Annotated in this window: 12 protein-coding genes, 3 rRNA genes and 1 riboswitch; of the genes, 2 read left to right on the forward strand and 13 right to left on the reverse strand. The window is 64.4% G+C overall.

The window, feature by feature from the left end:
- Positions 1-155: 155 nt before the first annotated feature.
- Positions 156-251, reverse strand: a riboswitch (glycine riboswitch).
- A gap of 123 nt (positions 252-374) precedes the next feature.
- On the forward strand, positions 375-752 hold the full coding sequence (locus IOD14_RS29320) for a PRC-barrel domain-containing protein (protein ID WP_174269065.1): 378 nt from the start codon (positions 375-377) through the stop codon (positions 750-752).
- Between the two features lie 77 nt (positions 753-829).
- On the opposite strand, the gene IOD14_RS29325 is transcribed toward IOD14_RS29320, so the two are convergent.
- From IOD14_RS29325 to IOD14_RS29385, 13 genes are all read right to left on the reverse strand, one after another.
- Entirely contained in the window at positions 830-2,188 is a 1,359-nt protein-coding gene (locus IOD14_RS29325) for a DNA polymerase IV (protein WP_212671985.1), read from the reverse strand.
- A 58-nt stretch (positions 2,189-2,246) separates the two neighbouring features.
- On the reverse strand, positions 2,247-2,906 hold the full coding sequence (locus IOD14_RS29330; RefSeq protein ID WP_123987822.1) for a MerR family transcriptional regulator: 660 nt from the start codon (positions 2,904-2,906) through the stop codon (positions 2,247-2,249).
- Positions 2,907-3,169: 263 nt separating this feature from the next.
- Positions 3,170-3,643, reverse strand: coding sequence for a bifunctional nuclease family protein (locus IOD14_RS29335; RefSeq protein WP_004002801.1), 474 nt, complete (start codon positions 3,641-3,643; stop codon positions 3,170-3,172).
- 77 nt (positions 3,644-3,720) lie between these two features.
- Positions 3,721-4,458: a MerR family transcriptional regulator gene (locus tag IOD14_RS29340; RefSeq protein WP_212671986.1), complete on the reverse strand. Its 738-nt coding sequence runs from the start codon at positions 4,456-4,458 to the stop codon at positions 3,721-3,723.
- Between the two features lie 18 nt (positions 4,459-4,476).
- Positions 4,477-5,382, reverse strand: a complete 906-nt coding sequence (locus IOD14_RS29345; protein WP_123987824.1) for an FHA domain-containing protein — start codon at positions 5,380-5,382, stop codon at positions 4,477-4,479.
- Between the two features lie 61 nt (positions 5,383-5,443).
- Entirely contained in the window at positions 5,444-6,274 is an 831-nt protein-coding gene (locus IOD14_RS29350; RefSeq protein WP_123987825.1) for a DUF881 domain-containing protein, read from the reverse strand.
- A gap of 5 nt (positions 6,275-6,279) precedes the next feature.
- Positions 6,280-6,612 carry a small basic family protein gene (locus IOD14_RS29355; protein WP_003988855.1) on the reverse strand — a complete coding sequence of 111 codons (333 nt, stop codon included), beginning with the start codon at positions 6,610-6,612 and terminating at the stop codon, positions 6,280-6,282.
- Positions 6,609-7,505: a DUF881 domain-containing protein gene (locus tag IOD14_RS29360; protein ID WP_249126100.1), complete on the reverse strand. Its 897-nt coding sequence runs from the start codon at positions 7,503-7,505 to the stop codon at positions 6,609-6,611. The genes IOD14_RS29355 and IOD14_RS29360 overlap by 4 nt, the downstream gene beginning before the upstream one ends.
- 105 nt (positions 7,506-7,610) lie before the next feature.
- Positions 7,611-10,106: a mannose-1-phosphate guanyltransferase gene (locus IOD14_RS29365; protein WP_123987827.1), complete on the reverse strand. Its 2,496-nt coding sequence runs from the start codon at positions 10,104-10,106 to the stop codon at positions 7,611-7,613.
- A gap of 114 nt (positions 10,107-10,220) precedes the next feature.
- Complete coding sequence (locus IOD14_RS29370) at positions 10,221-10,829, reverse strand: CDP-alcohol phosphatidyltransferase family protein (RefSeq protein WP_123987828.1); 609 nt, start codon at positions 10,827-10,829, stop codon at positions 10,221-10,223.
- Positions 10,830-10,938: 109 nt separating this feature from the next.
- Positions 10,939-11,055 (reverse strand): 5S ribosomal RNA (gene rrf, locus IOD14_RS29375).
- A 71-nt stretch (positions 11,056-11,126) separates the two neighbouring features.
- Positions 11,127-14,249 (reverse strand): 23S ribosomal RNA (locus IOD14_RS29380).
- A 307-nt stretch (positions 14,250-14,556) separates the two neighbouring features.
- Positions 14,557-16,082, reverse strand: a 16S ribosomal RNA gene (locus tag IOD14_RS29385).
- Together the 16S, 23S and 5S rRNA genes form the textbook arrangement of a ribosomal RNA operon.
- Positions 16,083-16,716: 634 nt before the next feature.
- On the opposite strand from IOD14_RS29385, the gene IOD14_RS29390 reads away from it, so the two are divergent.
- Entirely contained in the window at positions 16,717-17,166 is a 450-nt protein-coding gene (locus IOD14_RS29390) for a PTS glucose transporter subunit IIA (RefSeq protein WP_123987830.1), read from the forward strand.
- Positions 17,167-17,245 lie beyond the last annotated feature (79 nt).

Genomic DNA, 17,245 nt, shown 5'->3' on the forward strand with positions numbered 1-17,245 from the left:
GACACGACCTTCGAGGGATACCCCGGCGCGGGTACCCCGACGGCCTCCCCCTCTGTCATCTCAACCTGAGAGCTTCACCGGCGCCCGAGGGTCGCCGGCTTTCACCGTCGGTGAGAGCGGAAGCCGTCGACACCCGCTCTGCTTTCCAGAGTGACCTCGTCCATGCGGTACGTGAGCCTGAGAGATTCCGGGGAGGATTTGCTCCTTCGGCGCCTCCGATGATGTCTGGAGGACTCTCCCGCACGGGGTCAGCAGCCGCTGGCAAGCCTACCAGCGAGGTCAACGCACGAGTCTTCGAGTGGCCGCACACCCCGATGTGCTCTTTCGTAGTGCTTACGACCGCTTCGGATGAGTTGCGACCAAGTGGAGGGCCCGTGCAGACCGACATCGATCCGCGCAACCTGATCGGCCGCAAGGCGTTCGACCGCAACGGCACCAAGATCGGCACCATCGACGAGGTCTACCTCGACGACGCGACCGGTGTGCCGGAGTGGGCCGCGATACGCACCGGTCTCTTCTCCCGGGACGCCTTCGTCCCCCTCGAGCCGAGCGAACTGGTCGAGGGCACCCTGCACGTCCCCTTCGACCGCGCCCTCATCAAGGACGCCCCCGACTTCGGCGTGGGCCGCCACCTCTCCCCCGACCAGGAACTCCAGCTCTACCACCACTACGGCCTCGACGTAGCAGCCCCACCCCCACTCCCGGACCGAAACTTCGGCAAGCTGGCAGGCACGGAGGACATAGAGGCCTGACCAAGGCCCACGTGAAGTCGTCCTCCTCGAACAGCTCGTACCTCGCGCCCATCAGAACCAACCCGACAACGAAACGGTCATGAGTGCTGCGGGTGGGAACCCAACGCCTCGACCAACGGCAACGGCTCAGCCGGCTCCAGCCGAGGATCGTCGACGGGAAACGTCCGCACCCGCCCCGGCTCGGAGTCCGGCGTCTCGAACCGCACGGTCACCCGCCCCAGCCCGCTCCCCTGCACCCACCCGTGCCCGTACTCGGCATGCCGCACGTCATGCCCGGCCACCCACCGCCGCTCGACCACCACGTCCCGCTCCTCGGCCGGGACGTCATCGCCCACCTCCTCGACCGCGTCGGTCACTCCCTCCCCCGCGGCCTGGGCGAACAGGTCCTCCTGAGTGAAGTCGGCAAGCCCGGAAACCCCCACCCCCAGCAACCGCACACCCCCCGTGGAATCCACCCCCTCCAGCAGCCGCAAGGCGGCCTCCCGCACCACCGCGGGGTCGTCCGTGGGCCCCCGCAACGTCTCGGACCGCGTCAACGTCGAGAAGTCGTACCGTCGCACCTTCAGCACGATCGTCCGCCCCGACAACCCGGCCCCCCGCAACCGCCGCACACACCGGTCCGCCAGCCGCTGCACCTCGAGCCCCACCCGAACCCGGTCATGGATGTCCACGTCGTACGTGTCCTCCACCGACACCGACTTCGTCTCCCGCTCCGCCACCACGGCCCGCTCGTCCCGCGCCAGCGCCATGGCGTACAGCCCGTGCCCGTGCGCCTTCCCGAGCAGCCGTACGAGTTCGTCCTCCCCCGCCTCGACGATCTCGTCGACCGTGTGGATCCCGGCCCGGCGCAGATGGTCCCCGGTCGCCGGCCCCACCCCCGGCAGGGTCCGCACCGACATCGGCCCGAGCATCGCCCGCTCGGTCCCCGGCTCGATCACCACCAGCCCGTCCGGCTTGGCCTGCTCGGAGGCGATCTTCGCGAGCATCTTGGACGCGGCGAGCCCCACCGATCCGGTGAGCCCCGTGACGGCCCGTATGTCGGCCCGCAGCTTCGCCCCGGCCAGCCGCGCCGACGCCTCGTCCCAGGCCGTTCCACCGGCCTCCAGGTCCACGAACGCCTCGTCCAGGCTGAGCGGCTCCACCAGGGGTGAGAGCTCCCGCAGCAGACCCATCACCTGCTCGCTGATCGCCTTGTAGAACCCGAAGCGCGGCACGAGATACGCGGCGTTCGGCGCGAGCCGTCTCGCCTGGCCCATGGGCATCGCCGAGTGCACCCCGAACACCCGGGCCTCGTAGGACGCGGTGGCCACCACACCCCGCGGCCCCAGCCCGCCCACGACGACGGCCTTCCCACGCAGACTCGGCTTGGACGCCTGCTCCGCCGAGGCGTAGAAGGCATCCATGTCGAGATGCAGGATCGTGGGCGCTTTTCTCACATGTCCGATGCTGCCCTACGCCACTGACAATGCCCCGCCCGAGACGGCGGGACAGGCTTCAGACCGCCCGGTTGCGGCGCCTGGCCAGCTCGTCCGCAGGGTTGTGCCCGACGAGCGTCTCCCCGGTGTCGATGCGCTCCCCGTGCAGCTGCGAAAGGGCGCTCTCGACGTCCCGCCACACGACACCCACGGCGATCCCGAAGACTCCCTGGCCGCCCTGGAGCAGCGCGTGGACCTCGTCGGGCGAGGTGCACTCGTAGACCGTGGCACCGTCGCTCATGAGCGTCATGCGCTCCAGATCCTGGAAACCGCGCTCCCGCAGGTGCTGGACCGTGGTGCGGATGTTCTGCAGCGACACACCCGTGTCGAGGAACCGCTTGACGATCTTCAGGACGACGACGTCCCGGAAGCTGTAGAGCCGCTGGGTCCCCGACCCGTGGGCGGGCCGCACGCTCGGCTCGACGAGGCCGGTGCGTGCCCAGTAGTCGAGTTGCCGGTAGGTGATGCCGGCCGCCGCACATGCCGTAGGCCCGCGATAGCCGATCTGCTCGGACGTCATGGACGTCGCCCCTCCGCTGCTCGGCACGGCCGCCGGTCGCTGCGGAACGTGATCGGCCGCGCTGCCCTGAAACGGGCTGCCGTGAAGCGGGTACGGGCCGCTCGCCCCGAGACTCCGTCCGGGGGCACCCCCAGCCGTACCGTCGCCGCTGCTTCTCACGCCGACCTCCGTCCTTGACCTGCCTTCTCGACGGTAGGCAGTCACCAGGGGTGCGTCAACGATCGCCACACTCGGCACGCCGAGTGATAATCACCCTAGGAGTGGTTTCCCGTACCCCACCGCGGGGAAAGGCTAGCCGAATGCGCTCCGAGCGGGCCGCACGACGCTCTCACGCGCCGGTGGCAAATGCCAGCATTTCAGTGAGGACCGGACACGGCCGACCCGTCACGGATCACTGATCCGCCGGATCGGCCGCGGTTTGCTCACTGACTGCTGGTGCCGAAGTCCTCGGGGGAGATCTGGTCGAGGAACTCGCGGAACTTCTCCACTTCGTCCTCCTGCTCGTCCGGAATCGCGATTCCGGCGTCGTCGAGCACTCCGTCGCTGCCGTAGATCGGCGTCCCGGTGCGCAGCGCCAGCGCTATGGCGTCGGACGGCCGCGCGCTCACCTCGACCCCGCTGGCGAAGACCAGCTCGGCATAGAAGACGCCCTCACGCAGGTCCGTGATGCGCACTTCGGTGAGCTCCTGGCCGACCGCCTCCAGCACGTCCTTGAACAGGTCGTGGGTCAGCGGTCGTGCGGGGGCCATGCCCTGCTGTGCGAAGGCGATCGCGGTCGCCTCCCCCGGCCCGATCCAGATGGGGAGGTAGCGGTCGCCTCCCACTTCACGCAGAAGCACGATCGGTTGGTTGGAGGGCATTTCGACCCGGACACCTACGACATCGAGCTCGTTCACACAGCAACCCTAGGCCGTGCCCGGGACGTTTGGGTAGTCGGGCAGGAAACGGGTGGCAGTTCCTGTACCGGCCGCCCTCAGGGCAGCCGCACACCGAGGGCGGTCTGCACAAGCGCGGCATGCAGCTTCACCGTGAGCCCCGCCAGTTCCTTCGCACGGGCTTCGGCGTGCGCACGGGTCTGCGGGTTGCGGTGGCGCTTCAGCGGGGCCACCACCTGGTCCACGAGCCCGGCCTCACGGTCGGCCGCGGCTTTCATCGCCCGCAGATGCCGCGGTTCGATCCCGAACCGCCCGAGCTCCGCCACGAGCGCGGCCACCGTCACCGCCTCGGCGTCGTAGGCCCCGTCCGGCAGCCGGGTGATGAGCCCGTAGGACTCCCACTCCGCCAGCTCCGGCTCGCCGATCTCGGCGGCGGCGAGCAGCTCGTCCCGGCCGATACGGGCCGCCGTGGGGCCTTCGGAGACCTCCAGGACCGTTTCTCCGTCCCGCTGGCGGCCCACCGTGGGCAGCGCGACGGCCTCGCCGCGCTCCATGGCGTCCAGGTGCTCCCGGATCACCTTGAGCGGCAGATAGTGGTCCCGTTGCATCCGCAGGACGTGGCCGAGGCGCTCGACGTCCCGGTTGCTGAACTTGCGGTAGCCGGAGGGGGTCCGCTGCGGCTCGATGAGCCCCTCGGACTCCAGAAAACGGATCTTGGAGATCGTGACTTCGGGAAACTCGTCACGCAGCACGGTCAGCACCGTGCCGATGCTCATCAGCCCACTGTCCGTCGCGGCGGTGCCGTGTCCGACACCGCCGCCCGGTGTTTGAAGCATGGACCATCCCTGGGAGGGTCAGTAGCCCCGCTGGCTCGCGTAGAAGACCAGCCGGTACTTGCCGATCTGCACCTCGTCGCCGTTGTTCAGAGCGACCGAGTCGATCCGCTCGCGGTTGACGTACGTGCCGTTGAGACTGCCCACGTCGGACACCGTGAAGGAGCCGTCCTGGCCGCGGCGGAACTCCACGTGCCGGCGCGAGACGGTGACGTCGTCGAGGAAGATGTCGCTCTGCGGGTGACGGCCGGCCGTGGTCAGCTCGCCGTCCAGCAGGAAGCGGCTGCCCGAGTTCGGGCCACGGCGCACCACCAGGAGCGCGGAGCCCAGCGGCAGCGCGTCGACGGCCGCCTGCGCCTCCGGGGAGAGCGCCGGCATCTGCGTCTGGCCGGTGACCTCGGAGTCGTAGGCCTCGAGTCCCGAGATGGAGATCGTGGAGGTCGTCTCCGAGGGGCGCTCGGGCACGGCCCCGGGCCGCAGCGGGGCGCCGCAGTTGGAGCAGAAGCGGCTGTTCTCCGCGTTGCGGTTACCGCACCTCGTACACACCTGGGCCGACATAGGGGAAAACCCTCCACCCGTACTTGAGGTTGACGGCTGCCCGAAACCTATGCCGCCGGACTGGGCAGGGTCAACAGACGGCGCGCCCTGACCTCCGGAAATGTCGCCCCCAGGGCCGTCGACCTGGTCCCGGAACAGCGGGCGCTGGCCCTCGGCGTCGGGCTGTGCGCGATGGCGAGCGGTGGCATTTTCACTGCCCTCTCGCGCGCTCTTGCCGAACAACTTCTGAAACAACTTCACGGGCGATTCCCCTTGACCGAAACAGACCCGCCCGTGGGGCAGGACGAACCCTGATTGAACACACCGGTCGACCCGGACATCCTCACAACGTCCGTTTCCACCAGACAGTTTCCACCACGCACCACCCATTCGGTGCGCCGACCCCCCGCAACCTCATGCCCTGGCCCGACGCCCCCCATGCACCCCCGGTTCACTGGGAGGACGACCGAGCGTAGTCAGGCTGCTTCGCTGCTCGCAAGGCGTCCACGACGATCTTGTCCGACCGCTCGACGGTAACGGTGGCCTGCTCCTTCTCGAGAGTCTGCACCACGCCTCCAGGGATGTTGAGCGCCGGTTCGAGGTCCTGCGGATTGCCGATGACCTTGAAACGAAACGGAGCGTTGATCTTGTTCCCGTCGACGCTCACGCTCTTGCCGGAGTCCGACAGATAGGTGCCCGCGACGACCCGCACGCCGTTCACCTGGATCGCCTCCGCGCCGGCCGCCCGCAGCTCCTGGATCGCGTCGAGCAGCATGTCCGCCTCGACCGTCCCCTTGTTGTCCTCGATCGTCATCGTGATGCCCGGCCCCTGCGCGGCCACCGTGCCCGCGAGGATGCCGAGTTGCCGCTCCTTCTCGACCGTCTGCTTGCGGGCCTCCTCCGCCTGGTCGGAGCTGTTCTCCAGCTCGTCCCGCTGCTTCTCGAGGCCCTGCTTCTCGTCTTCAAGACGCTGAGTACGGTCGTCCAGTTCATCGAGGATGCGTACGAGATCCTCCTGCCTCGCCCCTCGCAGCGCACTGTCACTGTCGCTGTTCGACGCCACCTGGACGGCGAGGCCGAATCCGAGGCCGAACAGCAGGACCGCGACGATGAGTTGGGCCCGGGTCACGCGCGGCGGCCACAGACCCTGCACAAGCCTCTGACGCCCGGTCAGCCCGGGCTCCGCCGCCGGGACCTCCTCAGGCTCGGCAGGCGTCGCCGGGAGTTCCTCGGGGAGCTCCTTGCGCAGCCTGTTGTCCGGCGTCTCATCCCGCTCGCTCATCGGCGTCACGCCCTGAAGACGTGCCGGCGGATGGCCGCGGCGTTCGAGAAGATCCGGATGCCGAGCACGACGACGACACCGGTCGACAACTGGGCGCCCACGCCCAACTTGTCGCCCAGGAACACGATCAGTGCGGCCACGACCACGTTCGACAGGAACGACACGACGAAGACCTTGTCGTCGAAGATGCCGTCGAGCATGGCCCGCAGCCCACCGAAGACGGCATCGAGCGCCGCCACCACGGCGATCGGCAGATACGGCTCGACGACCGCCGGAACCTCAGGCCGGACCAACAGGCCGGCCACGACTCCCACGACGAGGCCCAGTACGGCGATCACGATGTGCCCTTCTCAGTTCTCGGCTCTGCTGTACGTACGATCACACTCGGTGCGGCCGGCAGCCGGAGGTCGTCCTCCACGGAGATGGCGGTCCGGATGCCGTAGTTCTCTTCCAGGGCGTGCAGATACAGCCCGTCGGCACTGTCCTGGAACCTGGTGCTCAGCCGCTGACCGTCCCCCACCGCAAGCACCGTATACGGCGGAACCAGCGGCTTGTTGTCGACCAGTATCGCGTCACCCGCGGCCCTGATCGCGGACAGCGCGGTCAGCCGCTGCCCGTTGATGGAGATGGCCTCGGCGCCCGACTGCCACAGCCCGTTGACGACTCGCTGCATGTCACGGTCCCGGACCCGCCCGGTGTCGGAGAACCCGGACGTCTCACGCGGGTTGCCGTCGCCACCGGTAGTGGCCTCCTTGGCGTCGTTCACGACGAGCTTGACGCCAGGGCCGTGCACCTCCACGGCGCCCGACAGAATGCCGACGAGATCGGCCTGGCCGCTGTCGCCGCTCTGCTTGAGCGCCTCACGCTGGCTCGTGCTCACATCGTCGCGCAGCTGGTCGACGCTCTTCTCGAGCTTGTCCGCCGTCTCGGTCTCGCGGTCGATACGGTCGATGAGCTCCTCGCGCTCCTTGGCCACGACCGGTGCGGCCACCCGCGCCTGCGCGGCCCCCACGGTGACCACAAGAGCGGCGAGCACAAGGCCCACGGCCAGACCCAGCTTCGCCCGCAAGGTCTTGGGAAGTCCTCCGGAACCGGCGGCCTTCTTGCGGGCCGCCGCCTCGGCGTACCCGTCGTCGAGGCTGTGGTCCATGACGTTGGTGAGCAGCGACATGGAGGCGTCCGGGCGCGACGGGCGCGTGGGGGTGCTCCGAATGGGGGGCTGCTGCGGCATGCCGCACATCGTCGCACGTCGCGGCCCCTACCTCCGAATGGCCCCATCGGCGTGCCGGACAGGCCCCCCTTGGGGACACATGTCCGGCACGCGCGTGTGCGTGACTCAGCGGCCCGCGCTGTCCACGACCGCCGACCACTCGTCCAGCAGGGCCTGCGCGGACGCGTCGTCCGGGCCTTCGGCCCACAGATGGGTGACCGCTTCCGCCGGGTCAGGCAGCACCATCACCCACCGTCCGTCGGTCTCCACGACCCGGACACCGTCGGTCGTGTCGACGAAGCGATCGCCCGCCGCCTCCACGACCCTGCGCATGACCAGCCCCTTGACGGCCCACGGGGTCGCCAGATCGCGCTTGAGGACATGCGCCCGCGGAATCCGCGCGTCGATCTGGCTGAGCGTGAGCTGCGTACGCGCCACCAGCCCGATCAGCCGTACGAAGGCCGCCGCACCGTCGAAGACACTGCTGAACTCCGGCACGATGAAGGCACCCTTGCCGTCACCGCCGAAGATCGTGGTTTCGTCGCGTCCGACCCGGGTGAGGTCGTCGGGCGAGGTGGTCGTCCACTCGACCTGCGTCCCGTGATACGCCGCCACCTGCTCGGCGATCCGCGTGGTCGTCACCGGCAGCGCGACACGGCCGCTGCGCCGCTCAGCGGCGACCAGGTCGAGCATGACGAGCAGGGCGCGGTCGTCCTCGATGATCCGCCCCTTCTCGTCAACGAGGGACAGCCGCTCGCCCACGGGGTCGAACCGCACACCGAACGCGGCCCGCGCGGACGCCACGATCTCTCCCAGCCGGACCAGACCCGAGCGACGAGCGTCCGCCGTCTCGGTCGGACGCGACTCGTCGAGTCCCGGGTTGATGGTCAGCGAGTCCACCCCGAGCTTCCCGAGCAGACTGGGCAGCACCAACCCCGCGCTGCCGTTCGACGCGTCCACGACCACCTTGAGCCCGGATTCGGCGATTCCTGTGATGTCGACGTTCCGCAGCAGCGATCCGGTGTACGAATCGAAGACGCTCGCCGGGAAATGCAGGTCACCGATCTCGCCGGGGAACGCGCGCCGGTACTCCTGCCGCGCGAACACCCGGTCCAACTTGCGCTGGCTGCCCTGGGAAAGGTCCGCTCCCCGCCCGTCGAAGAACATGATGTCCACGGAATCCGGCACCCCGGGCGTGGTCCGGATCATGATCCCGCCGGCGCTCCCCCGCGCGGTCTGCTGACGCGCCACGGGCAGCGGTACGTTCTCGAGGTCGCGTACGTCGATCGCGCTGGCCTGGAGAGCGGAGATGACCGCCCGCTTCAGTGCCCTCGCGCCACGGGAGTGGTCGCGGGCCGTGGTGACGGTCGAACCCTTTTTGAGGGTCGTCGCGTAGGCACCGGCCAGCCGGACCGCGAGTTCCGGGGTGATCTCGACGTTGAGGATGCCGGAGACCCCACGGGCGCCGAACAGATGCGCCTGCCCCCTGGACTCCCAGATGACCGAGGTGTTGACGAAGGCGCCGGCCTCGATGGTCTTGAACGGGTAGACCCGCACATTCCCCTGAATAATCGATTCCTCGCCGACGAGGCACTCGTCACCGATGACCGCGCCGTCCTCGATACGAGCCGCCCGCATGATGTCGGTGTTCTTGCCGACGACACAGCCACGAAGATTGCTCTGCTGCCCGACATACACGTTGTCGTGCACGACGGCCTTGTGCAGAAACGCCCCGCTCTTGACGACCACGTTGGAGCCCACGACGGTGTGCTCGCGGATCTCGGCGCCGGCCTCGACCTTCGCATAGTCACCGATGTACAGGGGACCTCGGAGCACGGCATCGGGATGCACTTCGGCTCCCTCGGCCACCCAGACGCCCGGGGAGAGCTCGAAGCCGTCGATCTCGACGTCGACCTTGCCCTCCAGCACGTCGGCCTGCGCCTTCACATAGCTCTCGTGCGTGCCGACGTCCTCCCAGTAGCCCTCCGCGATGTAGCCGTAGATCGGCTTGCCTTCCTTCATCAGCTGCGGGAAGACGTCGCCGGACCAGTCCACGGGCACATCGGGTTCGACGTAGTCGAAGACCTCGGGCTCCATGACATAGATGCCGGTGTTCACGGTGTCCGAGAAGACCTGGCCCCAGGTCGGCTTCTCCAGGAAGCGCTCGACCTTGCCTTCTTCGTCGACGATCGTGATACCGAATTCGAGAGGATTGGGCACACGCGTCAGACAGACGGTGACCAGCGCGCCCTTTTCCTTGTGGAAGTTGATGAGCTCGGTGAGGTCGAAGTCGGTCAGGGCATCGCCGGAGATGACGAGGAAGGCATCGTCCTTCAACGCCTCTTCGGCGTTCTTGACGCTTCCGGCGGTACCGAGTGGCTTCTCCTCATTGGCATAGGAGAGCTCCATTCCGAGCTCTTCCCCATCACCGAAGTAGTTCTTGACCAGTGAGGCCAGGAACTGGACGGTGACGACGGTCTCGTTGAGCCCATGCCTTTTGAGCAGCCGCAGAACGTGCTCCATGATCGGCCGGTTTACCACCGGCAGGAGCGGCTTGGGCATGCTCGAGGTCATGGGACGAAGGCGTGTGCCTTCGCCTCCGGCCATCACGACGGCCTTCATGTCGGAAGCGTCCTCCTTAAGAGACGACGGTCTAGCCGACTTCACCCGTCCAGATTGTCCCGCACTTTTCCGCCAGGGGCCATCGAGCCGCTACGGCCGTGCCAATGGGCGAGTTCAGTCGGCCTTGGCGTCCGCACGGACCAGGCGGCGGACTTGTACCACATAGAGCACTCCTGCCCACCAATACAGCGTTGTACCCCATCCGGCGAACGCCCATCCGAAAATAGCAGCGAGTGACGAGATCCATCCAGTTCCGTCACTGAGCAGGAGCAGCGGGAAGGCGTACATCAGGTTGAAGGTGGCGGCCTTGCCGAGGAAGTTCACCTGCGGCGGCGGATAACCGTGACGCCTGAGGATGCCCACCATCACCAGGAGAACCAGCTCTCGCAAGAGCAGTGCAGCGGTCAACCAGATTGGCAGAATCTCGCGCCAGGTGAGGCCGACCAGAGTCGAGAGAATGTAGAGGCGGTCGGCCGCGGGGTCGAGCAGCCGGCCGAGGCTGCTGATCTGGTTCCACCGCCGGGCGAGCTTGCCGTCCAGGTAGTCGCTGATACCGCTCAGAGCGAGTACCAGCAACGCCCAGGTGTCACTCTTGGGCCCTCCGAACTCAGGCCTGAGGATCAGCCACAGGAAGAGCGGCACGCCAAGGAGCCGCGCCATGCTGAGGATGTTGGGGATGGTGAGGACCCGGTCCGTCTGGACCCGGGTCTCCTGGACCTCCACCCGGGGGCCTCCTGTGGGAAACGTGCGAACGATGCTCCCTGACCCTACCTCAACGCAAAAAAGCTCTGGCTCCTGGGCTGTGTGCCCAAGAGCCAGAGCTCTAAAAGGAGTTCGGCGGTGTCCTACTCTCCCACAGGGTCCCCCCTGCAGTACCATCGGCGCTGAAAGGCTTAGCTTCCGGGTTCGGAATGTAACCGGGCGTTTCCCTCACGCTATGACCACCGAAACACTATGAAGTTAGACCGGAAACACAACACGGTCGTTGCCTCAGAACTAACACAGTGGACGCGAGCAAATATGGACAAGCCCTCGGCCTATTAGTACCGGTCACCTCCACCCATTACTGGGCTTCCAGATCCGGCCTATCAACCCAGTCGTCTACTGGGAGCCTTAACCCCTCAAAGGGGGTGGGAATACTCATCTCGAAGCAGGCTTCCCGCTTAGATGCTTTCAGCGGTTATCCCTCCCGAACGTAGCCAACCAGCCATGCCCTTGGCAGAACAACTGGCACACCAGAGGTTCGTCCGTCCCGGTCCTCTCGTACTAGGGACAGCCCTTCTCAATATTCCTACGCGCGCAGCGGATAGGGACCGAACTGTCTCACGACGTTCTAAACCCAGCTCGCGTACCGCTTTAATGGGCGAACAGCCCAACCCTTGGGACCGACTCCAGCCCCAGGATGCGACGAGCCGACATCGAGGTGCCAAACCATCCCGTCGATATGGACTCTTGGGGAAGATCAGCCTGTTATCCCCGGGGTACCTTTTATCCGTTGAGCGACGGCGCTTCCACAAGCCACCGCCGGATCACTAGTCCCGACTTTCGTCCCTGCTCGACCCGTCGGTCTCACAGTCAAGCTCCCTTGTGCACTTACACTCAACACCTGATTACCAACCAGGCTGAGGGAACCTTTGGGCGCCTCCGTTACTCTTTAGGAGGCAACCGCCCCAGTTAAACTACCCATCAGACACTGTCCCTGATCCGGATCACGGACCCAGGTTAGACATCCAGCACGACCAGACTGGTATTTCAACGACGACTCCACCTGAACTGGCGTCCAAGCTTCACAGTCTCCCAGCTATCCTACACAAGCCGAACCGAACACCAATATCAAACTGTAGTAAAGGTCCCGGGGTCTTTCCGTCCTGCTGCGCGAAACGAGCATCTTTACTCGTAGTGCAATTTCACCGGGCCTATGGTTGAGACAGTCGAGAAGTCGTTACGCCATTCGTGCAGGTCGGAACTTACCCGACAAGGAATTTCGCTACCTTAGGATGGTTATAGTTACCACCGCCGTTTACTGGCGCTTAAGTTCTCAGCTTCGCCACACCGAAATGTGACTAACCGGTCCCCTTAACGTTCCAGCACCGGGCAGGCGTCAGTCCGTATACATCGCCTTACGGCTTCGCACGGACCTGTGTTTTTAGTAAACAGTCGCTTCTCGCTGGTCTCTGCGGCCACCCCCAGCTCATGAAGTAAATTCAATCACCGGTGATGGCCCCCCTTCTCCCGAAGTTACGGGGGCATTTTGCCGAGTTCCTTAACCATAGTTCACCCGAACGCCTCGGTATTCTCTACCTGACCACCTGAGTCGGTTTAGGGTACGGGCCGCCATGAAACTCGCTAGAGGCTTTTCTCGACAGCATAGGATCATCCACTTCACCACAATCGGCTCGGCATCAGGTCTCAGCCACAAGTGCGACGGATTTGCCTATCGCACGGCCTACACCCTTACCCCGGGACAACCACCGCCCGGGCTGGACTACCTTCCTGCGTCACCCCATCACTCACCTACTGCAAGTCTGGTTCGTCGGCTCCACCACTCCCCTTTGCCCGAAGGCTCCGGGGCGGCTTCACGGACTTAGCATCGCCTGGTTCGATGTTTGACGCTTCACAGCGGGTACCGGAATATCAACCGGTTATCCATCGACTACGCCTGTCGGCCTCGCCTTAGGTCCCGACTTACCCTGGGCAGATCAGCTTGACCCAGGAACCCTTAGTCAATCGGCGCACACGTTTCCCACGTGTGTATCGCTACTCATGCCTGCATTCTCACTCGTGAACCGTCCACCACTAGCTTCCGCTGCAGCTTCACCCGGCACACGACGCTCCCCTACCCATCACAGCCGCCGTTGGGCGTATTGCTGCAATGACACGACTTCGGCGGTACGCTTGAGCCCCGCTACATTGTCGGCGCGGAATCACTAGACCAGTGAGCTATTACGCACTCTTTCAAGGGTGGCTGCTTCTAAGCCAACCTCCTGGTTGTCTCTGCGACTCCACATCCTTTCCCACTTAGCGTACGCTTAGGGGCCTTAGTCGATGCTCTGGGCTGTTTCCCTCTCGACCATGGAGCTTATCCCCCACAGTCTCACTGCCGCGCTCTCACTTACCGGCATTCGGAGTTTGGCTAAGGTCAGTAACCCGGTAGGGCCCATCGCCTATCCAGTGCTCTACCTCCGGCAAGAAACACACGACGCTGCACCTAAATGCATTTCGGGGAGAACCAGCTATCACGGAGTTTGATTGGCCTTTCACCCCTAACCACAGGTCATCCCCCAGGTTTTCAACCCTGGTGGGTTCGGTCCTCCACGAAGTCTTACCTCCGCTTCAACCTGCCCATGGCTAGATCACTCCGCTTCGGGTCTTGAGCGTGCTACTCAAACGCCCTATTAGGACTCGCTTTCGCTACGGCTACCCCACCCGGGTTAACCTCGCAACACACCGCAAACTCGCAGGCTCATTCTTCAAAAGGCACGCAGTCACGAGAATGAAAGCAAGCTTTCATTCCGACGCTCCCACGGCTTGTAGGCACACGGTTTCAGGTACTATTTCACTCCGCTCCCGCGGTACTTTTCACCATTCCCTCACGGTACTATCCGCTATCGGTCACCAGGGAATATTTAGGCTTAGCGGGTGGTCCCGCCAGATTCACACGGGATTTCTCGGGCCCCGTGCTACTTGGGTGTCTCTCAAACGAGCCGCTGATGTTTCGACTACGGGGGTCTTACCCTCTACGCCGGACCTTTCGCATGTCCTTCGCCTACATCAACGGTTTCTGACTCGTCTCACAGCCGGCAGACTGTGAAAGAGAGATCCCACAACCCCGCATGCGCAACCCCTGCCGGGTCTCACACGCATACGGTTTGGCCTCATCCGGTTTCGCTCGCCACTACTCCCGGAATCACGGTTGTTTTCTCTTCCTGCGGGTACTGAGATGTTTCACTTCCCCGCGTTCCCTCCACATACCCTATGTGTTCAGGTATGGGTGACAGCCCATGACGACTGCCGGGTTTCCCCATTCGGAAACCCCCGGATCAAAGCCTGGTTGACGACTCCCCGGGGACTATCGTGGCCTCCCACGTCCTTCATCGGTTCCTGGTGCCAAGGCATCCACCGTGCGCCCTTAAAAACTTGGCCACAGATGCTCGCGTCCACTGTGCAGTTCTCAAACAACGACCAGCCACCCATCACCCCGGAGCAACACTCCGAGTTCACTGGGGCCGGCATCGAGGGGGTTCATTCCCTCAGACACCCAACAGCGTGCCCGACCAGATCCCGTCCGGAGATCATGCTTTCCACGCTCTTGCGAGCAGTACTTGCAGCCTCCGACCCGTGAAACCGGCCGAATAATCAACGTTCCACCCATGAGCAACCACCGCAGAACGTTTGCCTGCGTAATGGCCCTGGACCACCAAGCACGCTTGGCGGCCTAGATGCTCCTTAGAAAGGAGGTGATCCAGCCGCACCTTCCGGTACGGCTACCTTGTTACGACTTCGTCCCAATCGCCAGTCCCACCTTCGACAGCTCCCTCCCACAAGGGGTTGGGCCACCGGCTTCGGGTGTTACCGACTTTCGTGACGTGACGGGCGGTGTGTACAAGGCCCGGGAACGTATTCACCGCAGCAATGCTGATCTGCGATTACTAGCAACTCCGACTTCATGGGGTCGAGTTGCAGACCCCAATCCGAACTGAGACAGGCTTTTTGAGATTCGCTCCACCTCACGGTATCGCAGCTCATTGTACCTGCCATTGTAGCACGTGTGCAGCCCAAGACATAAGGGGCATGATGACTTGACGTCGTCCCCACCTTCCTCCGAGTTGACCCCGGCGGTCTCCTGTGAGTCCCCATCACCCCGAAGGGCATGCTGGCAACACAGAACAAGGGTTGCGCTCGTTGCGGGACTTAACCCAACATCTCACGACACGAGCTGACGACAGCCATGCACCACCTGTACACCGACCACAAGGGGGGCACTATCTCTAATGCTTTCCGGTGTATGTCAAGCCTTGGTAAGGTTCTTCGCGTTGCGTCGAATTAAGCCACATGCTCCGCTGCTTGTGCGGGCCCCCGTCAATTCCTTTGAGTTTTAGCCTTGCGGCCGTACTCCCCAGGCGGGGAACTTAATGCGTTAGCTGCGGCACCGACGACGTGGAATGTCGCCAACACCTAGTTCCCACCGTTTACGGCGTGGACTACCAGGGTATCTAATCCTGTTCGCTCCCCACGCTTTCGCTCCTCAGCGTCAGTAATGGCCCAGAGATCCGCCTTCGCCACCGGTGTTCCTCCTGATATCTGCGCATTTCACCGCTACACCAGGAATTCCGATCTCCCCTACCACACTCTAGCTAGCCCGTATCGAATGCAGACCCGGGGTTAAGCCCCGGGCTTTCACACCCGACGTGACAAGCCGCCTACGAGCTCTTTACGCCCAATAATTCCGGACAACGCTTGCGCCCTACGTATTACCGCGGCTGCTGGCACGTAGTTAGCCGGCGCTTCTTCTGCAGGTACCGTCACTTTCGCTTCTTCCCTGCTGAAAGAGGTTTACAACCCGAAGGCCGTCATCCCTCACGCGGCGTCGCTGCATCAGGCTTTCGCCCATTGTGCAATATTCCCCACTGCTGCCTCCCGTAGGAGTCTGGGCCGTGTCTCAGTCCCAGTGTGGCCGGTCGCCCTCTCAGGCCGGCTACCCGTCGTCGCCTTGGTGAGCCATTACCTCACCAACAAGCTGATAGGCCGCGGGCTCATCCTTCACCGCCGGAGCTTTCAACCACCACAGATGCCTGCGGTAGTGGTATCCGGTATTAGACCCCGTTTCCAGGGCTTGTCCCAGAGTGAAGGGCAGATTGCCCACGTGTTACTCACCCGTTCGCCACTAATCCCCACCGAAGTGGTTCATCGTTCGACTTGCATGTGTTAAGCACGCCGCCAGCGTTCGTCCTGAGCCAGGATCAAACTCTCCGTGAATGTTTACCCGTAATCGGGTGCACACACACGAGAGCGGAACAACCACCGGAATAAGGCGGTCGTTCACAGCGTCCTCGCTGTGTTTTCTTCAAAGGAACCTCGCCCTCTCGAAACCGAGAGAGACGGGGTATCAACATATCTGGCGTTGATTTTTGGCACGCTGTTGAGTTCTCAAGGAACGGACGCTTCCTTTGTACTCACCCTCTCGGGCTTTCCTCCAGGCGCTTCCCTTCGGTGTTCCAAACCCTATCAGTGTTTTTCCGACCCTCTGACCACCGTTCTGCAGACATGCAGAGGTGATCCAAAGATTGGATCTGACAAGTTGGATGCTGCCGGGTCAGGGCACTCGATCGCGCCGCTCAGCCCCAAGCAGGAGTACGACTGTACACGGGGCCCCGAAGGGGGAGCAAATCGCCTGGCGCTGGTGGTCTAGACCACCAGCGGGTATCTTCCGTGCGGAACCCTCAGTTCATCTGACATACGCTGCTGGACAGAGCCGTCCGAGACAGGCAGTGACGGCCCATATACGCAGCTCCACCCCTGGGAGGCTTCCCATGACCACCGTGACGTCCCCTCTTGCCGGACGCACCAAGTGACGGCCCATATACGCAGCTCCACCCCTGGGAGGCTTCCCATGACCACCGTGACGTCCCCTCTTGCCGGACGCACCATCGGACTGGCCGCAGTGCCGGATCCGGTCTTCTCCGGGGCCATGGTCGGCCCGGGTACCGCGATCGACCCCGTGCGTGAACCGTCCGAGGCCGTCGCACCCGTCGACGGCGTCATCGTCTCTCTCCACCCGCACGCGTTCGTCGTAGTGGACGAGCAGGGACACGGCGTGCTCGTCCACCTCGGCATCGACACCGTGCAGCTCAACGGTGAGGGGTTCGAGCTGCTGGTCAACAAGGGCGACACCGTCACGCGCGGTCAGGCGATCGTGCGCTGGAACCCGGCCGCCGTCGAGGCAGCCGGCAAGTCCGCGGTCTGCCCGGTCGTGGCTCTGGAGGCCACCGCAGAGGTCCTCTCCGAACTCCGTGAAGACGGCGACGTGAAGGCCGGAGACAGTCTCTTCGTCTGGAAGTGACGTCAGCGCCGTCCCCGGACGGCGGGCAGGGACGACAACCACCGCGGCGGCGGGACCCGCCGCACTATCGGAGACGGGT

This window comes from Streptomyces sp. A2-16, from assembly GCF_018128905.1.
In the GTDB taxonomy this organism is placed as follows: domain Bacteria; phylum Actinomycetota; class Actinomycetes; order Streptomycetales; family Streptomycetaceae; genus Streptomyces.